Origin of the sequence: Angelakisella massiliensis (assembly GCF_900104675.1) — a bacterium.
Taxonomy (GTDB): Bacteria; Bacillota; Clostridia; order Oscillospirales; family Ruminococcaceae; genus Angelakisella; species Angelakisella massiliensis.
In genome coordinates this window covers 2,636,106-2,659,383 of record NZ_LT629945.1, presented here as the reverse complement: position 1 = coordinate 2,659,383, position 23,278 = coordinate 2,636,106, and the positions used below count along the sequence as shown (strand labels likewise).

Sequence of the window (23,278 nt, the reverse complement as noted above, 5' to 3'; positions counted from 1 at the left end):
GGGCAGTGTTTCAGAAAGCGGTGATCAAGGTTACCGGCGGGCGGGATATCCAGGTGATGTTCAATCCCACGGAGTACAATTTGGACACCGGCGCAAACTACAGCAATATTAACGTCCCCGGGATGGATGGGCCCATCACTCAATATATTTCCGGCAAGCAGGATACATTGGTGGTGCAGCTGATGTTCAATACATATCTTCCGCCCCGCTACAATCCCGACAGCGGGCGGCTGGAATCCCCCTCAGAGGATGAAATGGAGGATGTCAGCAGCTATACCAAGAAAATTTATGAACTGACCCAGATCAAGGGTATTCTCCATCATCCGCCCAAGTGCACCTTTCAGTGGGGGAGCCTGAGCTTTGATGGGGTGGTTACCGATGTCAGGCAGAAGTTTACCATGTTCCTGGACAGCGGCAAACCGGTGCGGGCTGTGGTGGACGTTACGTTTCAGTCGGTGCTGGACCCCATCTTTTCCAAAAAGTCCTCTCCCTGGGAATCCCCGGACCGGACCAAATATAAAGTGCTGGACGAAAGCTCCAGCCTGTGGCAGCTTGCTTATGAGGAATATGGTGATGCGGATCAGTGGAAAACCATTGCCAGATACAATGGCATCCGAAATCCTCTGGACATTTATCCTGGGATGATGGTGGTGCTGCCTCCCATTCAGTGACACAAAAGGAGAATGACCCATGGGCCTTTTTGGTTTCATCCCTCTCCCCTGGGAGGCGATTACAGCAAAATATGGCGGCTTTCAAACTCCGGTGATGCGGGTGACGGTCAATAACAGTCTGTTCAGTCTGGTGCTGTCTCTTTTAGGATTTTCCGGTTCCGGCAGCATCCGTACAGATGGGGTCAGCATCACCCTCAACAAGGATGCCGCCAGCAGCGCCACATTCCGGATCCTGGATTGCTACAACAGTGAACTGCGCAGGTTTACCAGCAATATTTCGGTGGGTTCCAAAATTTCCATCCAGTTGGGATACGGGTCTGTACTGTCTACGGTTTTTGTTGGCTATGTGGACACCATCGGTTATGATTTTGATGAGCATCCCTCTTTGAAGGTGACGGCTTTTGACGGGGTCAAGCTGATGATGGATGGGGGCAATCAGGAGCGCCACTGGAAAGCAAACGGCTTTTATCTGCAGACCATCACGGAGATCCTCAGCCGCTATGCCGATATCTGTACCCTTTCGCCCATGAACATCAAGCCCATCCTGAAAACCCATGGCCACCTGGTGCAAAAGACCAATGACTATAATTTCGTTAAAAATGTCCTTTGCAAATACTGCGGCAGAGATTTTGTTCTGGTGGGAGGAGAGGGACATCTGTACGACCCCATGAGCCTGGGCTCGAAGCTTACAACGCTGGGACGGGGAAAGGGGCTGCTCTCCTTTTCGGCGGCCCCTTCTTACCGAAAGGTAAAGGTGTGCGTCACAGGGGACCGGCTCCAGAACATCAAGGGAGAGAGTACCGTCAAAACAGGAGACCGGTACAAGACCTCCATGGACCGGGAACAAACCATCGTCCAGGAAAATGTTCCGCTTCTCAGCGCTTCCGACTGCAAGGAATATGCCACCCGGCTGGCGCTGGATGAGGTCCGCAAGGCTCAGCAGGCCAGCGGTGTTTGCGTGGGCCTTCCGGAACTGGTGCCGGGACGGTGTATCGGTGTTTCGGGACTGGACCCGAATTGGAATGACAAAAAGTATCTGATTTCTTCTGTGACCCATAACCTTGGCACGGGGGGATACACAACATCCTTTCAGATAGAGGGCTGGGAATGATATAGGAGGCTGAAACGATGGCAATTGGAGAAAGCATCTATAGCCAGGGGGAAGGTGAAGGCGGCGGCAGACCGGCAAGTCTGACCCTGGGTGTAGTCAAGGAGAACTGGAATCCCCTCAATCCAGGGATGGTGAAGGTTTTGATTGCCACGCCCAATGACGGGGAACTGGAAAGCGACTGGATGCCCGTACTCACCCCTTACGCCAGCAACGGTGCGGGATGCTTTTTATTGCCGGAGGTAGGCTCCACTGTGGTGATCGGCTATATTGATGACAATTCCGTTTCGCCGGTGGTGCTGGGATGCACCTGGCTGAAGAAAAACCAGAAGGAGAACAAACTTCCTGCCGACAGCGCCAATCAGAAGAACGATGTAAAGGTGTTTTCTTTCTCCAACGGCACCCTGATGCGTATCACCGAAGATCAGCAGGGGGATAAGGTGGAAGTGCTCACAGCCCAGAAGCAGCAGGTGGTGCTGGATGATAAAGACCAGGTGGTCAAGGTCATTTCCAAGGAAGGGGAGAGCAGCCTGGAGCTCAACGGAAAAACCGGCAGCATCACTTTGGAGGCGAAAGAGAATTTCTCCGTGAAGGTAGGGGGCAAGGATGTGCTGAAGCTCAGCAAAAGCGGCCTGGACCTTGATGCGGATCAGATGAATATAAACGGCAAAAGCCTTAAATGCAAGGCCAGCCAAACCAAGCTGGAGGGCAGCACCATTGAGCTGAAAGCTCAGGGTACCTTTAAAGCGGAATGCAGCGGCATTGCTCAGATCAAGGGCTCGATGCTGAAGTTAAACTGACGGGAGGTGGACTCCATGGCATCACAGAAGGAATTTTTAGGACGGGGCTGGAGTTTTCCTGTCCGTCTGGATTACGTTTCCGGCAGGGTGGAGGAAAGCGCGTGGGAGCGGAGCATTGCCGACTCCATCAAGATCATTTTGCAAACTCAGCCAGGGGAACGGATCATGCGGCCGGATTTTGGCTGCCGCCTCAGGGAGTTCTCGTTTCAGGAAATGAGCTATACCGCCTTGTCACAGATGGAAAAGGAAGTGCGCCGCGCGCTGACCATGTGGGAGCCCCGTATCATCGATCTGGAGGTCCGGTGCAGACAGGATGCGTCGAACAGCGGGATGGTGCTGATCGATATTTCCTATGTGGTGCGCAGCACCAACAATCCCTACAATCTGGTTTATCCTTTCTATCTCACTGAAACAGCCTGATTCTATTCCATCTTTCTGATTGGTAAAAGGAGACGTTATGGAAATCCCGAAGCTGGACCAACGAAATAAAGAAGACTTCATCCAACAGATTCAACAGTTGGCAAAATCCTATCTCCCCCAGTGGCAGTTTAACAGCCACAATCCGGATATGGGAAGCGTTGCCGCGCTTATTTTTGCCGGCATGATGCAGGATGTGGTGGAGCGGTATAACCGCACGGCGGAAAAGAATATGGTGGAGTTTTTCCGCCATCTGGGAGCGTCTCCCCTGCAGTTGGAACCGGCCCGGAGTTATGTTCAGTGTTCAGTGTCCGGTATGCCGGAAAATGTCCCCGGGGAATTTTTACCGGAAGGCGTCCAGGTGCTGGCCCAAACCTCAGCCGCCAGTGAGGAGGGGGAAAACCTGGTATTCAGCACCCAGCAGCCTTTGTATGCTGTCAACAGCCGCCTGCGCCATGTTTTCTATGAGAACACAAAAAAGGACTGGATCTCTCATTGCTATGAGGGGGAGGAAAATAGCCAGGGGGAGCGCATCCGTCTCTTTGAAGAGCAGGGGATTAATTTACAGTCTCATGTCCTTTCCATCTGGGCGGGAGAGTGTATGGATCTGTGTTCCGGCAGTACCTTTGCCCTTTCCTTTGAGTTTGAGGATACCGAGCCGGAGCTGATCCGGCGTTTCCTGGCGATGTTCAAAGAAGGCGCCGCTCAGGTTACATACAGCACCGAAACAGGCTTTCGTCCGGCACTGTTCCAGGAAAGTACCGGCAGTACCCTGGTGCTGAAGCTTTCCCAGGAGCTTCCGGCCCCCACAGTGCTGGAGGGGATAGAGGGTTACTGGATTTCTCTGCGTTTTTCTCTGCTTGATATTCCCCAAAAGATTTATCTCAAAGGGGTAAAGGTCTCTTCCCAGGGAGAAAAATGGCGCCTTGATGGCGTTTTCAATGAGATCAGCCAGCTGAAAACAAACCATTTTCAGCCCTTTGACACCAATCCCATTCCTTATACTTCGGTTTACTTTGCTTCGGACTGCCTGCTTCATAAGCCGGGGGCAACCGTCAAGCTGGAATTCTATTTGGATTATCACCGGGAACCGATCCAGGAAGCGGTGCAGCAGGACATTGAGTGGAAGCACATCATGAAAAAATCCAAGCTGGAGAAGCCCAAGGAATATGATGTGTCCATCCTCAGTGTGGTGTGGGAATATTACAACGGCTTTGGCTGGGTGCGCCTGTTTGAGGATGACAGATACAGTGATGTGTTTGACGGAACAAACGACGGCACGATGGTTTGCGTCACCTTCAACTGCCCTGCCGACCTGCAGCAGGCATTTCTGCCGTCGGGGGAGATGCGGTGTATCCGGGCGAGGATTGCATCCATAAAGAACTATCTCAAGCAGAATGGGTACTATGTGGTTCCCATTGTCAGTCAGCCGGTGTTCTCCTATTGGTACCTGGATACCCATTTTTCCCCCTATCTGGTGCGGGAAAACTGCCTGGAACGGAAGCTCTCCAAACGGCAGGAACGGGCGGATTCCATCAGAGCGGCTTATGGCAGTCCGACAGTGGGGCAGGCGGTATATTTTTGCTTTGACGCACCGCTGAACCATCCGATGATCCGGCTGCTTTTCGTTGTGGGAAAGGAAAATGCCTCCACACACACGTCGCTGTATTGGGAGTATGGAGCCGAGGGAGGATTTCAGGCGCTCTCCTGCCAGGACGACACCCAGGGACTGTCCAAAACCGGCCTGCTCAGTCTGCAAAAAAATGAAAGCTTCGTCCCCCTCACACTGTTTGGACAAACCGGTTACTGGCTTCGGGCCAGAACCTCCGGGGACAGGGAAAAAGGTCCGATGCGCCTGGAAAAGCTTTGCCTCAATACAGTGTGGGCGATCAATCTGCGGCAGCAGGACTATGAGTATTTTCGTATCGACGCCAAAGAGGAGCGGGTTTGCCGTCTGCGTAATCCCGACATCTACCGTGCAAGCGTATATGTGGATGAGCTTTCTCAGACATCACCTGCCACGGCGGAAAGATGGATCGCAGAGAAAAAGGCGGAGGGCCAGTGGAACAGCGACGGAACAATGATCCATCTGTGGGTATTGTGGAAGGAGATCGACGACATTCAGCGGGCGGAAGAAGGACAGCGCTGCTATCAGCTGGACAGAGATCAGTCTCTGATACACTTTGGAAATGGTCTTGCCGGCCGGGTGCCTCCGGAAAGCGAGGAGGAAAATGTCCGCGTCGCCTATACGGTGGGAGGAGGCCGAAAGGGAAATCTGCCGGTGGGAGCCATTTCCATGGCCGACCGCAATCTGGGGATGATCTCCCAGGTAATCAATCCTCTGCCCAGTTTTGGAGGACAGGACCGGGAAACACTGGACCAGACCCTGAAAAGAAGCAGCGCGGCCCTTCGCTGCTTCGGGCGGGCATGTACCGCCTTCGATTACGAATGGGCGGTGCGGATGACGCAACGGGATATTCTCAAAATCAAATGCCTCAGCTGTGTAAACGGCCAGGGACAGCGGCAATATGGGGCGGTCACGCTGGTGCTGCTGTTTGAGGATATGGATCATTTTGAAGACAATTGCCAGCGTATCCGCCGCCAGCTGCTGACCCTTGGATGCGGAGGCTTGCAGAAAGAGCAGCTGTTTTTGGTTCCCCCCGCCTTTTTGGTTTACCACATTACCGGCGAAGTGGTGGTGACGGATGATCGTACGGTCGCTGCCGCACAGAAGGAAACCGCGGAGATAGTGCGTGCATATTTTGACCCCATCAGCGGAGGCAATGACCGGCAGGGCTGGCAGATTGGGCAAATTCCCAATCGCATGATGCTGCGCAACCTGTTGGATAACCACAGAGCGGTGGTACGCATTGATCAGTTCACCCTTCGGGTATGTCTGGAGAACGGGGAAGAGCTGACCGAATCCCGGCTCAATCAATTGGAGGAGCAGGGAATGGCGCTGGCTGTAGCGGGAGAGATCCACATTGATGTTCGTGTGGAGCATTCCATTTATTGAGTATGAGAGAGGAGGGTGTATATGCTGATTCCGGAGCAATTGGATAATCAAAGTTTTGATGAGATCCTCAATCAGGCCATCAAGCAGATATCCCTGCTCACTCCAGAATGGACCAATCACAACCCATCGGACCCCGGTGTGATGATTTTGGAGCTGTTCTCCTGGTATAAAGAGGTGCAGCAGTATCATCTCAACGCGCTGAGCCTGGAACATGAGCTGGCTTATTTGAAGCTGCTGGGGGCCAGCCCCGATCCCCAGCGGCCGGCAAAGGCGCTGCTGTCCCTGTCAGGGGAAGGAATGGTTGAGCAAAACGCTGTTTTTCGGGCGGAGGACATTCCTTTTGAGACCACCGCCTCTTTGACAGTGGTGCAGGCGCAGGTGACTTCTCTGCAGCGCAGCGACCAGCTTTTCACTGATCTGGAGCAGGTCAAGCGGGGCGGAGGAAAGCTGGAATTTTGTCCCTTTATACCGGGACAGGATCTGGATTTCACGCTGTTTTTTGACCGTACACTGCCGGTGGGGATGCCGCTTCAGCTGTGGTTTCAGATAGAAGAGGAGGGGCAGAATTGGCAGCAAGCCTCCACTTTCCATCCTTATGTCACCATCCGCGGGGAGTACTGGGATCAGGGGCGGTACAGGCCCCTTACAGTATTGGAGGATCATACCCAAAGCTTTTTCCACAGCGGGATTTTCCGCTTTCAGCTGCCGCCTGATGGCCATCCTTCCATGACCGGGCAAGGTTTTCCCCTGCGCTTTACTGTAGAGGATGGAAGTTATGTCAAGGCGCCGGTCATTTGCGGCATTCATTTCAATGCTGTGGAAGTATTGCAGCGGGAGACGATCTCCCAGTGCCGGATCTATCACAGCGATGGTAAGCGGGATTTGCTCATTGAGCAGGATGCTTTGTCCGGCACAGGACATATGGAAGTTTATGGGGTGGAAGGAGAACGCTGGGTCCCGCTGAAATGGGAGAATGTGTCTCCGGGAAGGATCCGCCTTTCCTCTGAGGATTTTGAGACTGTGGGGGTAGTGACCTGGAAGGAAGAAGGGGAGCTTTTCAGAAGATTGGGCAGAGCCAATGGAATCGCCTGCTTCAGTCTGCCCCTGCCGGAGAAAAATCTGCTGCCGGACAGCCTGGAACTTCTTGTCCGGGAACCGGATGGAAACTGGTATTTTTGGCAGCGGACGGAGGATCTCAATTCTGGGGGACCCTCCTCACGGCAGTATTATTTTGACGCCTTATCCAATGCCCTTCAGTTTGGCGATGGGGAGCATGGCCAAGCCCCGGAAGGTGAGCTGCTGCTGCTTTCCTGGAGCACCAGTCTGGGAGAAATGGGAAACATTCAAGAGGGATACTTGACAGCACCTTCAGGCAGCACTGTAAGTCAGGCGGCTTGTGTCCGGCCGGCTCAGGGGGGAAGAGCTGCGGAAACCGCGGAGGAATGCTTCCGCCGGGTAAAGCGGGAGCTGGAACATTGTGACCGCCGGTGTGTGACCCTGGGAGATCTGGAGCGGGCAGCTCTGAATGTTCCCGGGACCTATTTGAAGAAAGTGCGTGCTTTTGTCAAGGAACAGGCGCCCAATCAGGTGTTTTTGGCGCTGGAAACTTTGGGAGACAACAGGACGCTTCATCCGGGCGTAGTGGAGAATCTCAAACAGGCTCTTTTGCCCAGGCTGATGATCAATACCAAGCTCAACTTTTTGGCGCCGGTGTATGTACAGCTGAAAATCTATGTACAGCTCAGCGTCAAGCCCCAGTTCTCCATTTCTGAGGAAGGGGTTCGGCAGGTGCTTTCGGATTATTTTGAAGGTCCGGATATGCACTTTGGCGCGGTCATCAGCAAAAACGAGTTGCTGGACCATTTGTATCTGCTGCCCCAACTGCAATCTGTGGATATGCTGGAATTATCCTTCTCCGGGGGCCATGGAACGATGCAGGGCGGAGATATTGTGCTGGAAGAAGGCTGTTTGCCCAGACTGGGCCAGCTGAACCTCAGTATGCGGACAAATGATTTTTAATGCTGATGGAGCAAGAAAATGATGCGAGAGAAAAGCAAGTACTTCCGTTTGAATCGTTTGCAGGAATTCCAACGGGGATTTTGGGGGCAGGAGCTTTGCTGGCAGGAAGGGATCACCCTCCCCTCCGGCTGTACCGGAAGGCTGATTTCCAGACCATTTGACAGCGGCGCCAAGGAAACCCAGTGGTACCGTCTGAGCACCCAGTGCCTTTTGCCCAACAACACCTTTTGCTATTTGGCGGTCTTTACCAGCGAGGCCAGTACCATCCAGCTGGCCGACGGACAGTGGGTGGATTTGGAACAGTATATTGCCTCCTCTGTCTCCTGGGAGGAAAAAATGCGGCAGTTTGCTCCTTTTCAGGTCATGCGTTTGCCCCTGGAGCCGGAGCTGCTGCTGTATGGGGCAAGAGGGCGGTATCTCTGGTTTGGATTGGAGCTGGTCTCCTCCCAGGAGCAGTCTCCAAAGATTGCCCAGATGAAGCTTTTCTTTGGGGGCCAATCGTGGCTGAGAAACCTGCCGGAGCTTTTCCAAACCCAGGATGATGGTTTCTTGCAGCGGTATCTGGCCATCTTCCAGACCATATATGAGGAGATGGAGGAGCGCATTGAAACCACCGTAAAAAATTATACGCCGCAGCGGGCGCCGGAAGAGTTTTTGCGGTGGCTGGCCAGCTGGTATTGCATTCGGGAGGAAAGTCTCTGGAGCAGGGAACAGCTGCGGGTGCTTCTGGCCCATGCCAGGGAGCTGTATCAGTCGATGGGAACCCGTTGGGCGGTAGAGTTTCTCTGCCGGCTTTATCTGGGGGAGCCGGTGCAGATCGTGGAATATCACCAGAAAGACGATCCGGATTTTGTTTGTCCCCAGGGAGTGCGCCGGGAACAGTTGTTTCAAAATCCCTACGTCTTTACGGTGCTGGTGCCGTCCCGTTTGATTCAAGGCCGAAATCAGTATCTTGCGCTGCTGAATATTCTGGATAGCTGCAAGCCGGTCAATCTGCAGGCCAGAGTAATTTTAATTTCCGAACAATCCCGCAATACCGGAATTCGTCTGGGACAGGATTGCTATCTGTCATCGGGGGCGGCCGGTTCGCCTTTCGGCAGTATCATTTTGAGAGAACCTGAAATGGGGGAAGAAGAGTGATCAATCTAAGTTATTTTCCCTATAAGCGGAATCGCTATTATGATGGAAAGCTGTTGTCAGTTTCTGAATTTGAGACTGAGCAAAAATATATGAACGACAAAAGGCGGCTGTCCAACCGCTTTTTGGGTGGTTTTGGAGTGGTCTGCGGCCTTCAGGTGGTAGCGGTATCAGAGGAGCGGATTTCCATTGAGCCAGGTGTAGGTCTGGACGGTTATGGCCGGGAGATCGTAGTGGCCAAGCCGGATGTCCGCAGGCTCACCGACGTAGAGGGCTATTCCCCCCATACGTCCGCCTCCAAACAATATCTCTATCTGGAATATAATGAACACCCCGCCGATGAGGTGCGTCAGCAGGAATATGGGATGGAGCAGGGAGCGGACAGCTGCTGCAACAGCATTGTGGAAGATTATTCCCTCTATCTCAGCGACCGTACCCCCGAACCGGATACAGGGACAGTGGACGCTTTTTATTGGACCCAGCGGGTGATTTATGAGGACGATCAGTTCCAGGTGCAGCTTTTCCTGCCCCGGTATCTCTCTTCCGGCAAGCCCTTTTATTTGACGGTCAGGGTGCTGTCCCGGGATCTGTCCAGAGCGTTCTCGCTGAAAATGCGTCTGGGGCTGCACTGTGTACGGTGTGAGGGGAAGGATTTCATTGACATCACCCTCCTCAGCCAGAACACCCCGCTGGTGGATGGGGCCTATCAGATGAGCTGTCTGTGCCAAAGCATGAATATTACAGAGGACTTGGCACAAATCCAGCTGGACCCCCAGGGCTTTTCTCTGGAGGCAGGTCATTCTGTCAGAAAGCTGTCTCAGTCGGTTCAGCTTCAGGCGGTCATCACCAACCGTTCAGTGGAGGATTGCGTCACTGAGGACTACAGCGCCCGGATCTTTCAGTATGCTTCCTACCGGCCTTGCCGGGATATTTGTCTGGCTGCGCTTTACTACGACGGCCAGGGAAAACTGCAGCGGATCAGGGAAGTTCCCTTTGGACAGCGGGTGGCTACCAACGGGGAGCTGGCGCTGGAAAACATGGTGCTCAAGGAGCGGCTTTCCTGGATGGAGCAGCGGCTTTTTCTGGAAAAGGAGGAAAAGGACCTTTCCCGGGAGTGGCAGAGTCCCATCGCCATGGCGGAGGGAGACGCCGTAATCCCTTTGGGTATCGGAGGAAAGGCGGGAAAGCGGTTTTTCTCGGAAGAAATCGCCCACGGCTTGGGCCTGGGAAAGGTAACGATCGTACTGGGCGTGGAGGAAAATGAGTTTCAGCAGCGGGGAGTGGTGTACGGTTCCCCGGAGATTTTTGACGAACGTCAGGCTGTGGTGATGGCGGAAACGGCCGCATTGCTGGACCCTGCCAAGGGGACCTTTATCATCGGAGCCCGTCTGTTGGAAGCCACCACCCAGTATGAGCTGAAAATCCACTGGACAGCCTTCCGGTATGAGGATCAGAAGAAGCTGGCGCAGGAGAAAAAGCTCCTCATCTCCAGCCCGACCAAGAGTATCCGGGTGATGGAATCTGTTTATCTGTCGGTGAAGTTTGTGCAGATGAATCCCACTGATCTCATCTGGTCGGTAGTGGGAGAAAACAGCGGCTCCATCAACGGCAATGGCTGCTACACGGCCCCCAATCATCCGGGCGTTTATGAGGTGCAGGCAGTTTGTGCCTATGATCCGGATGTGAAGGCCAATACCTTTTTGGTGGTTAAACCCTGACGGGAGGTGCGCTTTTGGTTCTGGAGAATATTTCCAATCAATATGATGTGCTTTGTCTGCTGGGAAAAGGAAAGGGCTTTCAAAGCTATCTTTGCAGGGGCGGAGACCGGAAATGGATTGCTCTGTGGTTTGACGCCTCACTTACCCAGCAGCTTTTTCCCTATTTTCTGTCCCTGAAGGAAGAACAGACCTTTGAAGATTTGCAGGATGTGTTTTCCTGGAAGGAAGGGCTGGTAGTCGTACTGGCCTGTGCTTCCATGGACCGCAGTCTGAAGGATGCGTGGAACGAGGAGGAGCTTTCCTGGCAGGAGAAACTTCGGCTGGCGGAGGACGTCCTTACAGCTCTTTGCATCCGGGAGGTTCCTGTGGGCATCGCCGCCGATCTGATGGCTGAGGGAAATATAGGGGGATGCATAGATGGGACACCTGGCTGCTTTTATGATCTGAAGGAACCGGGAAAATGCCCGGACCTGGGGATGGAAGACTTTATCCTCCTGTGGCAGAAAGGGATGGAAAAGCTTTTTGCCCAGCAGCTTCAGGAAGGCCAGGCCAGGGAGCTGGTGGAGTTCTGCGACAGTCAGCGGCGTCATCCGCCCGGGTCCTTTTTGGAACTGTATCAGCGCTTTCTGCCGGTGCGCAAGTCCCTGGAAGATGAGTTGGGACGAAAGGGACGGGAGGCGGACAGCAGAAGCGTTCGCTTTTGGAAAAAGATCAAAAAGACCGTGTCGGTTCTCAAAAAGGTGCTGATGGTGTTGGTACTGCTGGGGGCCATCTGGTTTTTGATTTCAGCTGTTTTTCCGGATGATTCATTGAGTGTGCCTGCTTTTCACAGCATCGGCACAGTGATATTGCAATCCTGATGGGAGAGGAGGAGGGCGATGAAGTTCGACCCCACAAATGATCTGAAAAAAAGTATGGAATATACTGCCGCAACGATTCAGCGCTCCGTCGCCCAGACTGTTACCGGCGGTGCCCGGAGGCTTTCCAGGATGCTGGGAGTTCATTCCCTCAGCCAGGAAGTGATACAGGATGTCAAAGAGCTGGGCAAGGGAAAGATCGGTTTTCAGCCAACCTCCCGAAAGGATTATCTGGACTTTGGCCGGTTTTATGTTTCCAAAGTGCTGCTGGCAGCGATCGTTCTGGGGATACTGTTGTTGGCAGCGATACTGATCCGTGTGGTGTATCCCCAGGTGGTATCCGCCTTTTTCACCAGGGATCTGCAGATCGATTCGTCTTTGATTGCCGGCTATAATGGAAAAGTGCGGCTATATACCGACGGGGGAACGCTTTTGTTCCAGGGAGCGCTGGAGGATGGCCGCATCAACGGAAATGGCACCCTCTATGATACCTGCGGGAATCTGGTTTATACCGGTAACTTTGAGCAGGAGCAGTATAGCGGAACAGGGGAGCTTTACTACAGCGACGGTGTTTTGTGCTATCAGGGCGAATTTGCAGAGAACCTGTATCAGGGCCAGGGCAGTCTTTACTACCGCAGCGGCGCCCTGCGCTATGAGGGCGAATTTGCCGCGGGCCTGTTTGAAGGGGAAGGTACCCTGTATACTCAAAATGGTTCCCTGGCTTATACGGGAGAATTCAAAGCCGGGCAGTACAGCGGAACGGGAGAATTGTATCACGACGGCGTACTGGCCTACAGGGGACAGTTTCTGGAAGGCAAGCGGGAAGGAGAAGGGGTGGAATACAGTGCTGATGGTTCGGTGCTTTATTCCGGCACATTTTCCGCTGATGTTTTCCTTACCGGCAGCGGCGGAGAAGAAAATTATCCCGACGGCTCCCTCAAATACAGCGGAGGGCTGGCCGATGGTCTGTATGAGGGAAAAGGAACCCTTTATAACCAGGACGGCACGGTGCTTTACACCGGGGAATTTTCCGGTGGCGTTTATCAGGGGAGCGGCGTGCTGAACCTCACCAGTGAAAGCGGACAGAAACTCCGTTATGAGGGAACCTTTCAGCAGGGGCAGCTGAGCGGTTCCGGACGGCAGTATGTAGACGATGTGCTGGTGTATGAGGGAGAGTTTTCAGAGGGAAACTATCAGGGTTCCGGCAGCGCCTATGATCTGGAAACGGGAAATCTGCTTTATACCGGCTCTTTTAAAAACGGCTTGTTTGATGGAGAAGGGGTTCTGTATGCTCCGGAGTCCGGCGTTACTTATTATAAGGGCAATTTCAAGGAAGGACAGATGGATGGTGAGGGCATTCTGTACGACCGTGCCACCGGAATCCGCCGGTACGAGGGCAGCTTTTTGAAAAATACCCTCAATGGTCAGGGGACGCTGTATGATGCCAGCGGAAATCTTGTTTGTCAGGGGACCTTTTTAAATGGACAGTATCTGGGCAACGGGGAGGATTTGCAATGAAATACACCGCCATCGCGCAGGTGAGCCGGCAGCTGGTAGGACTGCTTCGGGAGGGGCTGGCCCCTCAACTGCTGCGGGAAGATGCCGTGGGACTTTGCGCGCCTGACAACAGGGGAGACTTTTCATTGGGCGTGTATCTGTACAATGTACAGCAATCGGAGCACGCCAGAATCAGCGGACGCAGCAATCAAACCCTGTTCACCCAAAAATATCCTCCACTGGTGCTGGACCTGTTTTATATGATAACCCCCTACCTCAAAAGCGATGTGAAATTCCTTTTTGAGGAGGAGCAGACTCTTTTGGGCAGGGTGTTTCAGATCATCAACGACAACAGCCTCCTCACCCAGGAGGAGGGTGAAACCGTTACCCTGGAGCTGTGCAGCCCCACCCTGGAAGAGCGGGAAAAGATTTGGGGCAGCTCCTCCCATCTGTACCGGGTTTCCGCCTTTGTTTCCGCCCGCGCGGTGATCGTGGAATCCACCCGCAGCAGAGAAGTGGCCCGGGTACGGGAATTTGTGGTGGATACCAGGCAAAACTGAAGGAGTGTGTTATGGCTGAAAGAATCATAAAGGTAAGCTTGGCACTGATAGTGACCGATGCGCTGACAGGCAAACCGCTGGAGAATGGCGTTCGGGTGCGCCTGAACAACGGTATTGCGGCGCAGCGGAAAAAGGATGGTTTCTGGGTTTTTCTCAATCTGCCTGCCGCGCTCTATACCATCATTGTGGAAGCGCCTTTTTATCAGTCCAAGGAGATCATGGTGCCGGTGGAACAAAACTTTTCCCTCATTGAGGTGGGATTGTTTCCGGGCAGACAGTTTCCTTTCGCCCAGACGGTGGAGTGGCTGACAGGCACTGTTCCTTCAAAAAAGCCGGTTTGGGCGGTTCTGGAGCAAAAGCCTCCCCGCTTTCAGCTGACGGAATCCTTTGCCTCCGGCGGCAAGGAATTGGCCCTTTATGATACAGGCCCCGCTTTTTCCATCCTTCGCGTTTGGATTGACGGCGGAAAGAATAAGAGGGGGCTTTTCTGGCTTAGTCCCCAGGGAAAAAGCGATGGCGTTTATCAGCTGGACCGTCCCTGTCCATGGCCCATGGACTATCGTACAGGAATTTTTACGGCGGTACAGCTGGATGAAAGGTTGGAAAACTACGACATCCCGCTGCCCGCTTCCTGCAGCGCCCTCCATCTTGTGGACCGGGATGGGCAGCTGCTGGTATCCAGAAAACGAACAGGAGATGAATGACAATGGCTCTGGCTGTTTGCGGCGGCGCGATGCTGCAGTGCAGTTTTGGAATGGCGCCTTCCTCCCTGATGGTGCTCCCGCAGAATAAGGTGACCAATGTGATGGGCTTGGCCAACATCATGGACAACAAGCCTATGGTCAACATCATGCCCTTTGGGATGTGCTCTTCCATGGCAAACCCAACCGTGGCTTCCGCCACAGCGGCAGCCCTGGGAGTGCTTACGCCTATGCCCTGTATTCCTGTGATTCCAGGTCCCTGGGCGCCGGGATCGCCCACCTGCCTGATCGGAGGGCAGCCGGCGCTTAACAACAGCTGCAAGCTGACCTGCGCCTATGGGGGAATGATCCAAATCACCAATCCCGGGCAAACCACCATTCAAATTCCATGAAGATAAGAGGATACAGCACCATGGGAAAAAAGAGATGGCTTTTTCTTCTGTTTCTCTGGATCGTTTCATCAGTGGCGGGCTGTTGGTTTCTCCACCGATATGTAGCCAATTATACCTATCATCATCCTTTTTTGATTGGAAGGGATGAGGATTATGTCGTGGTTGTGGACGATAATGATGAACAGACCAATATACTGAAACTGAATGAGGAAAACCGCATTGTGGGAAAAATTTCCTACGACCGTATGGAGGGCGGCAAGCACCACCTTGCCTGGAAGCTGATCCAGGGAGATGAAGGCTGGTATTTCGTGGACTTTTACAATATCATCGGTGAAACCGATGACTGCTTTGATCTGTATTATCTGGACTTTCAGCAGCAGGAAATGCTTCTTCTTTATGAGAACCTGGAAACGATGGTTAAAGAGCAGGCCGCCCAGCGGGGCATTTCCGCTTACATAGATCGACGGGCAGATATCACCACAGAGGGTGACGTCCTGTATTTTTATGCCATTGGAACCACGGAAAATGGTGATTATTGGGATCTTTCCTTTGCCCTCGAGGATGGCACCTGTACGCTGGAACAGGTCACACCTATTTCGGCTCCCCTGCTGAGGAATATCAAGTGGGGCGATATCCGGATTTCTTTGTATGACGGGCTCCGCGGAATTTACAGCGATGGTCAGCAGCTTTCATCGGACCACTATTCCGATCTGCTTACCAGTAAAGAGGGTTTTGTTTATGCCGTCAATCAGACTGACTGTGTGGTAGAGCGGGTTTTACCAGGAGAAAAAAAGCTGCAGATCAATTGGGAGAGCCCCCTCAACCGCCTGTGGGAATATGACCTTTCCCTGCGGGGCGTGGGTGATTTGAGCATGGTGGATGAGGAGAACTTCGCTGCCGCTTATTATGATCTGGATATGCCCAGAGTTTTGGTGGAATGGGACGGACAGTTCCATATATACGATTCCTCCCAAGTAGTGGCCACGCCGGTATTTATACTGTGGTGTGTGGTTTTGGTGCTGGTTTTGGGGGCGCTGGAGCTGGGAATTTGTTTTCTGGCCCGTTACCTTTGGAATCATGGCTCGGTGGTGGTGAAGATTCTGTCCGCCATGATCCCCACAATGGCTCTGCTTTCCTGCGGGTCTATCTGGCTGGTGTCGGTATTGCTGACCCAGTACCATCAGCAGCAGGATCAGCAGACTATGGAGTCAATTGCGCAAGAGCTCCATTCTTATGGCGTCCATCAGACCATTGAGGATTTCCATATCATCATCGAGGGCCTGGAGCAAAACGACTTTACCATGCTGGAAGACTACTATACCATGTTTTATGATCTGCGGATCCTTTCCCTTCAGCTGTATGAAGAGCCGGCGATTTGGGACGCGGATGCAGAACAGGAGTTTTCCAATCAGTATCACTGCACCATCGAATATTATGGACTGGACCGGCAGGACAATGCCTATTACTCCATATACGGCCCCTATTCCATGCTGCCCCTGGACCAGTGGATGGCGCCGCGGGAGCTGGAGTTCTTTCTGGATACCATAGCAGCGGATACGGATCAGATGTTCACCTATTACAGCGAAACCAATCAGAAGTTCATGGGCCTGATTCTGCCCAGCCGGCTGGAAGATGGTACGATCAATGGCTTTTATCTGATTTTGGGCGACCGCATTGAAGGCGACAATCAGGTCAAGCAGGTGATCTATCGTTTTGCCTTCTGGCAGATCGTTTTTTGCGCCTTACTGGTACTGCTGCTGGCGCCGGTCATTTATTTCTCCCTCAAACCTCTTTCCAGCCTCAGAAGGATGGCAAAGCAGCTTACCCTGGGTGAACTTCCCCAGCTGACGCCTCCCCGGGAAGGGGTACGCAATGAAATCACCGACCTGGAGGATACCTTCCGGCAGCTGGCAGAGCAGTTTGGAGACAGTATCCAGCAGCTTGGGTATCTTCAGGATTTGAGCAAGGCTTATTTTTCCAAACAGATTTTGGCTTTGTTCCATAAAAAGAGTGTGGCCCAGCTGACACTTGAGGAGAAGGAGACCCTTCCCCTTTATATTGCCTATCTCAATATAGGGGAGAGGACCTTTGACGAGATCCAAAAAATGACCAAGAAGCTGATTGGATGGATGGAGCCCTGTGACGGATTTTTCGCCTCTGTTACCGGGGAGGAGATCGTCCTGGTTTCCCAAAAAGCCTCTCTCTTTTATGCGGCAGCGGCAGCGGCGCAGGAGGATCCCAATGTTTATATCGCCTTTGATCATACGCCGGTGACGGTGCAGGTGCTGGGCGTGAATGAGGAATATCGTTTTCTGGTTTTCCCGGAAGATCAGAACCGCAAGGAAGCTCTTTGCGCTTATCGGGACGGGATGCGCTGCCGTGTACTGGCGGTGGAAGGCTCCTTCCCATTGGAGCGGGAAAAGTGGAGCTTCCGTAAGGTAGGTCTGCTGGACTGCCAGGGCTTGATGGAATGCTTCCTGGATTCCTCTGCCAACCAGTACCGAATTGGCCAGCAGGATCTGGAGCGGGGAGTGGAGCAATTCTTCCGGGGACAGTACATATTGGCCCGGAGCAGCTTCATTCAGGCCCTTTGCCGTTATCCCCAGGACCATGCGGCGCTTTATTATATCAGACTGATCGATGCTCAAACAGGTGGGCTGCAAAAGGAGGAACAGGTGTGAAAAAATGGCTGAAACGGCTGCTGCTGGCAGTCTGCCTGCTGATGCTTCCTTTGTTGCTCACCGGTGTGGTCACTTATTCGGATACCCACCTGGAAGTGGATTATTGCAAGACACTGATCCCATATGGGGACGGCTTTGCCGGTATTGAGGAGAATGGGGTTTTGTCTCACATTTTCTGTACTGATGCCGATGGAAAGCTGACGGGAAATATTCAGGTGCTGAACATTGATCTGGGGCGGCAGAGCGTAAAAAGCTTTGATCAGCTGATCGAGGATGAAAACGGTACGCTCTATGTGGCCTGCACCCTTCATGAACCGGGGGGGAATGAGACCAAGGCCATCTACCAGGCAGATTTTCAGTGGGAAAGACTTCGTTTGGTGTGGGAGATTTCAGAAGAGGAGGTGGAGGGCAGCTTCCAGTCAGAACAGCTTTTCAGTGTGATAGACGGCGAGCTGTACTTTACCCTCTATCAGGCATCCTTTGACCAGCTGCTTACCTATGCGAAAAAACCTGGGGAGCCCACCAGACAGGTGAGCGCAACAGAGCGCCTTGGCTGTGAACCGGAGCGTTATGTTTATACTGAAATGGGTCTGCTGGCTCTTTACCGAAACCAGGGAATCTTTTTGCAGAATGAAAAGATTTATCCCAGCACGGATTCCGGGGCCATCCTCCTCAATGGCTTGGGATATGAGGATGGGACACTGTCTTTTCTGGATTTTTATCAGCGCAGTATCATTCAGGTGAATCTGCATACCGGCGCTGTTTCTTCTCAACCTATTCCACAGGAGCTGAACTTGTCAGCGCTGCAGAATGTCCATCCCCGGTCTGACGGCACTTTTTGCGCATCTATGGAGGATGGAAGCGCTCTGAGCGGTATCTATTGGGATGGCAGTAGTGTACAAACTTTCCGGTATTTGCAGGGAGATCTTCGGGAGCACATTGCGGGACTTTGCTTTTTGACAGCCCTGCTGGTGGAGCTGGTGATTTTAGGATTTTTCTGGCTGTTTTGGGTGCGTAAGCGAAACGGACGCCAAAAAGGAGAACGATATTTCCTCAGTGTCCGTACCCGGATCAGTTTGAGTTCCATTGCCATTGCGATGGCAGGGGCGGCAATTATCACCATAATTTCCAGTATGTTTATGCAGCAGTATTCCAGGCAGAGACAGCAGCTCAACAGTGCCAACGCGGTGCAGTCCCTGCTGGGGGTACTGGAGCGGAAAGGCAGTGTGGAAATATATGAGGGAGGAATTTATGGCCTCCCCCAGGAGCTGACCAGCAGCCTCAACAGCTGGATCAGTACGCAGACAGCCAGTGGGTTGGATTATGGGTACGAATTGTTTTTGCGGCAAAATGGACAGTGGTATTGTGTGTATAGTTCCGATCTGACCGCTCCGGTTCCGGTGGAATATGCCATCAACGGGCAGGCGCAAAGTTATTGCGAGCAGGCTGTGGAGACTGGAGTGAGCCAATCTTTTGAGGACCAGCGCAGTGCAGGGATTCTGCGGTATGTCATATCGGCAGCGGATTTTTCCCTGAAGGGAGGGGAAAATTGCGAATTGGTTGCGGCTTCGGTCACCGATGGATACAGTCAGCAGGTGATGACGCTGGAATCGGTGCTGGTGCTGCTGCGGGTAGCGGCAGGCACCTGGCTGATTCTGCTGCTGGTGGAAAATTTGCTCATCTGGCTGTTTATGAAGCGTCTGCGCAGACTAAACCATGAGCTTTCCCGGTCTGCCGCGTCAGGAGAATGGAAGATCACAGATTTTGCCGGGCAGGATGAAGTGGCGGAAACCGCTCAGACCATGAAGGCGATGACCGGAAGCATTCAGGTGTATCTCAGGGATATCCGTACCTGCAACGGACAGTATGAGCTTTTGATCCCCAAAGATATGATCCGGCTGATGGGCGCGGATTCCTTCGCTCAGGTTCATGCAGGTCAGATGGTAAAGCAAAATGTGATGCTGCTGACAATATCTTTTCATTCCAACCTGGCTCAGCCTGTAAACCGGCTGATGGAAGAGGGGATGGAAGCGGTGCGCCGGCAGCAGGGCTTGTTGGTGAGATTTGATCACAAAATGCTGCGCTGCTGCTTTGAGAAAGAAGAACAGGCTTTGGCGGCGCTGCAGCAGCTGCTGGATCATCCGGTTTTAAAGCATTGCAGCACGCTTTTCCTCACGCCCGCAGTTCTTGAGGCAGGAGTCATCGGGGATCAGTCTGTCAAACGGGTATTGACCCTCTCAAAAGAAGGCAATCGCCTGCGCAGCCTGGAAGAGCGTTGGACGGGTCCTGGTTATCGGGGATTTTTCCTGACGCAAAAGGAAGGGCAGATGGATGGCCGCCTGTCGGGATACTCTTACCGTATGGCTGGATGGGTGGAAGAAACGTCCTTTTATCAGCTGATTTCAGAGGAGGAAAATCCCACTCAGCTGACAACCAGAATGTCCTTTGAAGAGGGATTGTGCAGCTTCCGTAATGGCGACTACCAAACCGCCTATGAGATTTTTGACACCATCTGCCGTCAGGACAGCCAGGACCTTCTGGCCGCCTACTACAGGATGGAGAGCTACAAAGGATTGGGAGGCAGTGTCAATGAAAAAGAAGGCCGGACAACGGCTGCGCCGATGGATGATCATCATGGTGATTCTGTTGGCAGGAGCGGGAGCTCTTTGGTGGGTACAGGGCCAGACGGTTTCTCTGGATGAGTACCTTCTTCAGATCAACCGTCTGACCAAAACCGGAGATCATCAGCAAGCGCTGAGCCTCTGTGATCAGGCTGTTCAGGATTATCCTCAGGAAGGCGTATTGTATGAAAAAAAGGCCCAGATCTATTGGTCGGATGATCAGGCGGATCTGGCGATCAGGACCTTGGACTATGGTTATAAACAGACCGGATGGGAGGGGCTGAAACAGCTTCGGGCCCGGTATGATTCCGCCGAAGAAGAGGATGTCTATTTTCAGCAGGTCCTTGTGGGCAGTTCCGGGGCGCAGCAGCAGTCCCAAAAGGTGGAAGCCTACACTTCCTATCAGCTGCCCGAAGTTCCGCTGCCGGAGGTAGAGCGGCCGGCGAAGAATGAAAATAATACCGAAACAGAATGATAATGTGATTCTCAAAACAAAGGAGAGGATATTATGGCCAAAGAGCTGCTCAAAAAGTATTTGGAAACCAAACAGTGGAATTATCTGGAAAAGGACAACATTCTCAAAGTGGATGTCAGCGGCAATGAGTTTTCCTGGAATTCCTTTTTGAAAGTGGATGAGGAGTACAGTTTTTGCTATTTCTCTGTCCTTCCGGCCATGGTGCCCCAGGAGCGCAGAGAGCTTTTCTCCTCCCTGCTGCATCAGATCAACTGCCAAATCTGGTTTGGCGACTTTGAGATCGTCCTCACGGGGGATAACGCTGGACAGGTACGCCTTCGCACCTCCACCTTCCTGCCCCCTGTCGCAACGGAGGAGACCCTTCTCCAGCTGGCAGACCTGAGCATCAATATGAATATGGCTGCCATGAACTTTTATGGCCCCGTGCTGATGAAGGCCCTTTACGGAAATAGTCTGAACGCTGAGGACTATCTTTCCAACTGATTTTAAACGGCGCTCATAGCTTTACAGAAAGTGGTGTTTACTGTGTTGCCCTATCAAGATCCCTGGGAGGAATATGAGGAGTATCGGTCGATTCTTACCGTACTGCTGCGGGAATATCTTCTTTGGCGCCAATCTCCCATCCATCTCTCTGAGCCTGGAGAGTGGAGCCTTTCCTCCCTGATGCAGCGGCTCAATGGAGAAGATGTCAGAAGGTTCACCCTCTCCAAAGAGGGCGAGAGGCAGTATCACCAGATGATGGGGCAGCTGCTGGAACGGGAGGGGAAGGAAGGCGTATTTTTCCCCCTGGACTATTTGTGCAGTACCTTTCAAATCCCCTGGACGGGCAAGCTGCTGGTGATGTGCGCTTTCTGGACGGCCCGGGACCGGTGCTTTTCAGACTTTCTGCGTTATTGCGATCATCCGGGCGGTTCGCCCAGGCTGAGCTTGTCCCTGGCGCTGGAGCTGTTTTTTGAGGGGGACGAGGTTCGGCTGCGCCAGGCGGAAGAAAGTTATCTTCCTCTGCTTTTCTCTTATGACCGGCATCAGACACAGCTGGATCAGACCTTTCTGGAGCCCAGGCAAAGGGTGATGGATCTTCTGTCCGGCGGCAGCATCCTCCGAAGCTTTTCCTGGGGAGAATCCTACCATGTTTTTGAATCCCTCACACCCTTGTATGGCCGGGAAAAGGAGGAAGAATTCCTGGTGTCAGCGCTGGAGGGGGAGACGTCTGTGGACGTGGTCCTCCAGGGAGAAACGGAGAGCGGAAGGCTTTTTCTGCTGCGTCACGCCTGCCGGAAAGCCCGGAAAAACCTGCTGCTGGTTTCCTGGAAGCGGCTGCTGGAACAGACCTGGCCGGAGATCCTGGAAACCCTTGCTTTTGAGCTGCGGCTTCAGCGGGCTGTTTGCTGTTTGACGGATTTCCGCCAGTCCCCGGATCCCACCCTTGTACGGGAGCTGGAAAAGATACTGCGTCCGGCATCGCCGGTTCTGTGCTTTCGTCTGGACCCGGAGATTACGCTGCCTGAGCTGTGTTCCCAGCAGCTGTTCCGCTTGGGAGAACTGGACCCCAAAGCCACCAGAGCGCTGTGGGAGAATGGTCCCCTGCCTTTGGAGGATGGAGCCGATGGGGCACAGCTGACGGGTAAATACCGGTTTCTTCCGGGACAGATCATACATATTCTCAACACCTGCCGGGAGCGGAGCCGCATGGAAGGCAGGCAGACCATCACCCTTTCCCAGATTGAGGGGATATGTCTGGACCGCACCGGCGACGACCTGGGCAACTGCGCGGATCGCCTCAATACCGGCTACACCATGGAGGACCTGATTTTGCCCCCGGAGGAAAAGCGGCAGATCAGGGAAGGCATGGACCACATCCGTTACCGCTACCAGGTGTATGATCAGTGGAATTTCAAACAGAAGGTCAAGTATGGCCGGGGATTATCCATGCTTTTTGAGGGGCCTCCCGGCACCGGCAAGACCATGGCGGCCTCCATTATCGGCAATGAACTGGGGCTGCCGGTTTTTCAGATCGATCTGTCCAGAGTGCTCTCCAAATACATCGGAGAGACGGAAAAAAGTCTGGGCAGGATCTTTGATCTGGCAGGGAAGAACAATGCCATCCTGTTTTTTGATGAAACGGACGCCCTGTTTGGCAAGCGCAGTGAGATCAAGGACAGCCATGACAAATACGCCAATGTGGAAACCTCCTTTTTGCTGCAGAAGATGGAGGAGTACCAAGGGGCGGTCATTATGACCACCAACCTTCTGACCAATATCGATTCCGCTTTTTTGCGGCGGATCAGTTATATCATTCATTTTCCTTTTCCGGACGCGGAACAGCGGGAAATCCTTTGGAAAGGGGTTTTCCCCAGGGAGGCGCCTCTGGATGGGACGGTGGATCTGCAATTTTTGGCCCAGCGGTTTGAAATGACCGGAGCCATGATCAAAAATTCGGCCCTCTCAGCGGCTTTTTTAGCAGCGGCGCAGGATCGGGCCATTACCATGGGCGATCTTTTATACGCCATTCAAAAGCAGTTTTCCAAGCACGGAAAGCGTCTGAGCCCCCAGGATATGGGGCCTTACGGAGGCTGCTTCAAAGAATCCAGCCAGAGGTGATAATGGG

At 53.1% G+C, this 23,278-nt stretch carries 18 protein-coding genes; all 18 read left to right on the top strand.

What is annotated here, in order from left to right; all coding sequences use genetic code 11:
• The first annotated feature begins 5 nt into the window (after positions 1-5).
• The 18 genes from BQ5383_RS18045 to BQ5383_RS21705 are packed head-to-tail and all read left to right on the top strand — an operon-like array spanning position 6 to position 23,271.
• Positions 6-671 (top strand): CIS tube protein, encoded by a 666-nt coding sequence (locus tag BQ5383_RS18045; protein WP_235822013.1) that lies wholly within the window; start codon positions 6-8, stop codon positions 669-671.
• A gap of 19 nt (positions 672-690) precedes the next feature.
• Entirely contained in the window at positions 691-1,782 is a 1,092-nt protein-coding gene (locus BQ5383_RS18040) for a phage late control D family protein (RefSeq protein ID WP_071434368.1), read from the top strand.
• Between the two features lie 17 nt (positions 1,783-1,799).
• Positions 1,800-2,579, top strand: a complete 780-nt coding sequence (locus BQ5383_RS18035) for a phage baseplate assembly protein V (RefSeq protein WP_071434366.1) — start codon at positions 1,800-1,802, stop codon at positions 2,577-2,579.
• 15 nt (positions 2,580-2,594) lie between these two features.
• Positions 2,595-2,999: a GPW/gp25 family protein gene (locus BQ5383_RS18030; protein WP_071434365.1), complete on the top strand. Its 405-nt coding sequence runs from the start codon at positions 2,595-2,597 to the stop codon at positions 2,997-2,999.
• A 37-nt stretch (positions 3,000-3,036) separates the two neighbouring features.
• On the top strand, positions 3,037-6,012 hold the full coding sequence (locus BQ5383_RS18025) for a baseplate J/gp47 family protein (RefSeq protein WP_071434358.1): 2,976 nt from the start codon (positions 3,037-3,039) through the stop codon (positions 6,010-6,012).
• A 21-nt stretch (positions 6,013-6,033) separates the two neighbouring features.
• Positions 6,034-8,031 (top strand): baseplate J/gp47 family protein, encoded by a 1,998-nt coding sequence (locus BQ5383_RS18020; protein WP_071434354.1) that lies wholly within the window; start codon positions 6,034-6,036, stop codon positions 8,029-8,031.
• A gap of 18 nt (positions 8,032-8,049) precedes the next feature.
• The gene (locus tag BQ5383_RS18015; protein WP_071434353.1) at positions 8,050-9,171 is read left to right on the top strand and encodes a phage tail protein; all 1,122 of its coding nucleotides are present in this window, start codon (positions 8,050-8,052) and stop codon (positions 9,169-9,171) included.
• On the top strand, positions 9,168-10,886 hold the full coding sequence (locus tag BQ5383_RS18010) for a hypothetical protein (RefSeq protein ID WP_071434350.1): 1,719 nt from the start codon (positions 9,168-9,170) through the stop codon (positions 10,884-10,886). The genes BQ5383_RS18015 and BQ5383_RS18010 overlap by 4 nt, the downstream gene beginning before the upstream one ends.
• A gap of 14 nt (positions 10,887-10,900) precedes the next feature.
• Positions 10,901-11,746, top strand: coding sequence for a hypothetical protein (locus tag BQ5383_RS18005; RefSeq protein ID WP_071434348.1), 846 nt, complete (start codon positions 10,901-10,903; stop codon positions 11,744-11,746).
• An 18-nt stretch (positions 11,747-11,764) separates the two neighbouring features.
• Positions 11,765-13,261 carry an MORN repeat-containing protein gene (locus BQ5383_RS18000; RefSeq protein WP_071434347.1) on the top strand — a complete coding sequence of 499 codons (1,497 nt, stop codon included), beginning with the start codon at positions 11,765-11,767 and terminating at the stop codon, positions 13,259-13,261.
• Positions 13,258-13,800: a Pvc16 family protein gene (locus BQ5383_RS17995; protein ID WP_071434346.1), complete on the top strand. Its 543-nt coding sequence runs from the start codon at positions 13,258-13,260 to the stop codon at positions 13,798-13,800. The genes BQ5383_RS18000 and BQ5383_RS17995 overlap by 4 nt, the downstream gene beginning before the upstream one ends.
• Positions 13,801-13,811: 11 nt before the next feature.
• Positions 13,812-14,504 carry a peptidase associated/transthyretin-like domain-containing protein gene (locus tag BQ5383_RS17990; RefSeq protein ID WP_071434345.1) on the top strand — a complete coding sequence of 231 codons (693 nt, stop codon included), beginning with the start codon at positions 13,812-13,814 and terminating at the stop codon, positions 14,502-14,504.
• A gap of 2 nt (positions 14,505-14,506) precedes the next feature.
• Positions 14,507-14,893, top strand: a complete 387-nt coding sequence (locus BQ5383_RS17985; RefSeq protein WP_071434344.1) for a DUF4280 domain-containing protein — start codon at positions 14,507-14,509, stop codon at positions 14,891-14,893.
• 20 nt (positions 14,894-14,913) lie between these two features.
• A complete protein-coding gene (locus BQ5383_RS17980) occupies positions 14,914-17,574 on the top strand; it encodes a hypothetical protein (protein WP_071434343.1) in 2,661 nt (886 codons plus the stop codon).
• Positions 17,571-20,276: a hypothetical protein gene (locus tag BQ5383_RS17975; RefSeq protein ID WP_071434341.1), complete on the top strand. Its 2,706-nt coding sequence runs from the start codon at positions 17,571-17,573 to the stop codon at positions 20,274-20,276. The genes BQ5383_RS17980 and BQ5383_RS17975 overlap by 4 nt, the downstream gene beginning before the upstream one ends.
• Positions 20,164-20,670 carry a hypothetical protein gene (locus BQ5383_RS17970; RefSeq protein ID WP_139193474.1) on the top strand — a complete coding sequence of 169 codons (507 nt, stop codon included), beginning with the start codon at positions 20,164-20,166 and terminating at the stop codon, positions 20,668-20,670. Before BQ5383_RS17975 ends, BQ5383_RS17970 begins: the two co-directional genes overlap by 113 nt.
• A gap of 33 nt (positions 20,671-20,703) precedes the next feature.
• Positions 20,704-21,153, top strand: a complete 450-nt coding sequence (locus BQ5383_RS17965; protein WP_071434337.1) for a type III secretion system chaperone family protein — start codon at positions 20,704-20,706, stop codon at positions 21,151-21,153.
• A 42-nt stretch (positions 21,154-21,195) separates the two neighbouring features.
• Positions 21,196-23,271, top strand: coding sequence for an ATP-binding protein (locus tag BQ5383_RS21705; protein ID WP_071434335.1), 2,076 nt, complete (start codon positions 21,196-21,198; stop codon positions 23,269-23,271).
• Positions 23,272-23,278: the final 7 nt, after the last annotated feature.